This window comes from Acetivibrio ethanolgignens, assembly GCF_001461035.1.
In the GTDB taxonomy this organism is placed as follows: domain Bacteria; phylum Bacillota; class Clostridia; order Lachnospirales; family Lachnospiraceae; genus Velocimicrobium; species Velocimicrobium ethanolgignens.
In genome coordinates, this window is sequence record NZ_LNAM01000170.1 from 20,336 (window position 1) to 23,346 (window position 3,011).

3 protein-coding genes are annotated in these 3,011 nt (G+C 40.9%); 2 read left to right on the forward strand and 1 reads right to left on the reverse strand.

The annotated features are described in order from the left end of the window. Window positions 1-368 precede the first annotated feature (368 nt). On the reverse strand, window positions 369-1,640 hold the full coding sequence (locus tag ASU35_RS12210; RefSeq protein ID WP_058353284.1) for a peptidoglycan-binding protein: 1,272 nt from the start codon (window positions 1,638-1,640) through the stop codon (window positions 369-371). A 426-nt stretch (window positions 1,641-2,066) separates the two neighbouring features. Between ASU35_RS12210 and ASU35_RS12215 the strand changes: the two genes are divergently transcribed. Both ASU35_RS12215 and ASU35_RS12220 read left to right on the forward strand, forming a co-directional pair. Further along, window positions 2,067-2,531, forward strand: a complete 465-nt coding sequence (locus tag ASU35_RS12215) for a hypothetical protein (protein ID WP_147525440.1) — start codon at window positions 2,067-2,069, stop codon at window positions 2,529-2,531. 185 nt (window positions 2,532-2,716) lie between these two features. After that, window positions 2,717-2,950: a helix-turn-helix domain-containing protein gene (locus ASU35_RS12220; protein WP_058353286.1), complete on the forward strand. Its 234-nt coding sequence runs from the start codon at window positions 2,717-2,719 to the stop codon at window positions 2,948-2,950. Window positions 2,951-3,011 lie beyond the last annotated feature (61 nt).

Below are 3,011 nucleotides of genomic sequence, written 5' to 3' on the forward strand. Positions count from 1 at the left end.
TCCAAGTAAAACGCTAACCTGGTAAAAGCATATGTCCTACTTTTACCAGGTTATAAATCTGTTTGAATGATTTTGGACTGTAGTTTTTTTGAATTTCAGGAGACATAAAAGAGTGTTGGTATTATAGTGAATAAGCTATACGGAGAAGGGCTGATAATTCTTAAAAATGCATAGCCTACAGAGGCAAAAAACATGGATGTTTTTTGAGCGGACTTGAGACAGGAGGTCGAATGTCCGCGTACTCGTCACTTGCAGTAAATTATATGCATTTTTTTAGAATTATCGCCCTTCGTAGTCCTAGCTTAAGAGCTATAATACCAACACTCTTTTCGTTTCTTGAAAATCAAAACAAATCTACAAACCAAAATTTATGCTAGCTCTGCGATTCGACTTACTGCTACATAAATTTCAGAAATCCGGTACCAGGTAGGAAAATCTACTACGCCGGTTTCCGGAAGCCCAAAAATTCCCTGAAATGCCTGGACGGCTTCAGCAGTTTGTGGACCATAAATACCATCCGTGCTTACCCTTGGAATCAGGGGATAACCATTGGCGATGACATTCAACTGGTTTTGGAGCTGACGTACTTTATCACTTCGGCTGCCGATAGTAAGATCCTGACCTGGCCAGGAGGAAGGTACACCGGAAATCTCCTCAGAGGTGTTAATATACATATCATCTCCATAAAAATAGCGAAGAATTTCTATAGCAGAGCGGCCCTGATCGCCAAGGTACTTTGAACCCCATTGTGTCATCCAGCCTGGACAGGTGACCTGCTTACCGTCACAGTATTGTGTGAGAATTGGCTGGAGCACATCAGGGCGGGATAAATAGTTAGCAAAAATATCGTCTACGGCCTGGGAAATCGTATCGAAAATATTCCGGTTTGGAACCCATTTGTGATCATAAGCAGTAGAAGTTGTGATTGTAAAATTGTAGCCACGGTTTCGATACCATTCGGTGTAGACCCGATTCAGAGTGAAGGACTGGATTGCCAAAATATTGGCGTAAATGGTAGAGGTAGGCCAGGTGGCATAGATTTCGCTGGAGGCTACATTTTTGATGTAATCGCGGTAACGGACATAGTAATTAGGGGCAGAGGTATCCCTTGGGGGACCGTCGTGAACAACAACAAATTCAGGAATAACAACGCGGCTTAAAACAATTTCTCCGGTTTCGCTTACATCCTTAACCTCATTCTCTGCAATTTTGGGAGGAAAATCGCCGAAAAGCGTATTAGGAGGAATAACGTAGGCTTCAGCGGTATTCCCTTCCCCCATGGCATTTTCTACTGGAAAAAGAGTGACATTTTGGATAGCCTCTACATCAGGAAGAACCTGGACACCGGTAATTTGAACCGGTTCATAGCCGGGAGCACGAATGGTAAGATCGTATTGTGCATAAGGCTGATTGGCAGAAGGCTCCATACTGTAGTCAATAGGAGGAGCAGGAAGCTCAATTGGAGTAATCTGCCCAATATTGTTGGTAATAGCTGTCTCGATAGTTCCACCGGGAACACCGGTATAGGAGATCGTTATTCTGGCACCGGCAATAGGGCGTGCTCCTAAAAGAGAGGTAGTGTGGACGAAAAGTCGTCCCATGCTTTGCGTACTTAATTGGGTTGGATAGATTGTAGACATAAAAAACCTCTTCGCATAGCTTTTTATTATTATATGTGACAGGGTTCTTTTTGTGTCTTCCCCCTGAAAGGGGCATTTATTTCATTGTGAATTTACTACCTGGAGCAATAGCTAAAATCTCCTGTATCTCATGATTGGATTTATCCTCCAGCAAAAGAAAATACTACCACACAGGTAAATTTGGAACAGAGGCTAGGCTATATAGTAAAACCAGATATTCCCATCAAATTTGACTTCAGGAATGATTAGGAATTAGTTATGAAAATTAAATTTTAATTTAAATTTAAAATATAAAAAGAAAAGGAGAAGAGTCTTGCTGATATAAAGGGTTCGATAGAGCTTCAGAGTGCAATCCTTGATTATACGAAGGATGAGCTGGAGGAAAAACAGAATCAGGCTGACAAGGCAGTAAAGGTTCTGGAACAGATGAAGCGGTTTGTTGGAATCTTTCATCTGCCTGCCCTCACCATAGAAGAATATGCAACTGCCGTGGAAAAGGACGGCAGAATTGATGTCGGTAACAGTTACAGGGCAATACTTTATGAACTTGGGAAGCTGTTAGAGAGGTTTAAAGAACTGGTAAAGGAAGGCTTGTGTTGGTTACCGAGACTGATGAGGTGGAAAACTTCCGTTGGTGAGGTTGCACCTGTATTTTGGGATACGGATAACGGATACAGCTACTCCGTATGCGGATATATGAATGTGGAAACGAAGGTGCAATATTCAAAGGAAGCCTTACAGTGCGAGATAAGTGCAGAAATGCGTGTAGGAACCATGGAAACTCTGGATACCAATATAGAGGTTATGGAAAGAGATTTGGCTGAGATTTTGAAGCTCAGCGGAGAACAGGAAAGGCTGTGGAAAGTGTATGAGGATTGGAAAGAGAGGTAGATAGGAGACATGGGGATGAGGGACTCTGATTATTGGAGAATTCATCCCTGTGCGATTTGTCATTAGAAAAACGAATATATACAATTTCGAGAAGTCAAAAGTTTTGATTGTAAAATAAAAAAATAGATGATATAATATTTTTGAGAAATTTGAACTATTTGGCGTGATAAATCGGAGGAAAGAACATGTCAGAAAATCAGGTGAAAATATCATATAAGCCCTTATGGAAGCTATTGATTGATAGGGAGATGACGAAAACAGAATTGAGAAAAAAGACACAGATTGCACCAAGTACATTTACCAAGATGAATAACGAACAGCAGGTGTCGTTAGATGTTCTGGCAAGAATATGTTTGGAATTGAAGTGTGGCTTTGATGATGTTGTTGAAATAAGGCTACCGCAATCCCACTGGCTTTAGACGGTCAGCTTTGAGGAATAAAAACTTTTCGCATTAATTTTAAAAAATTTATAGCCATTTA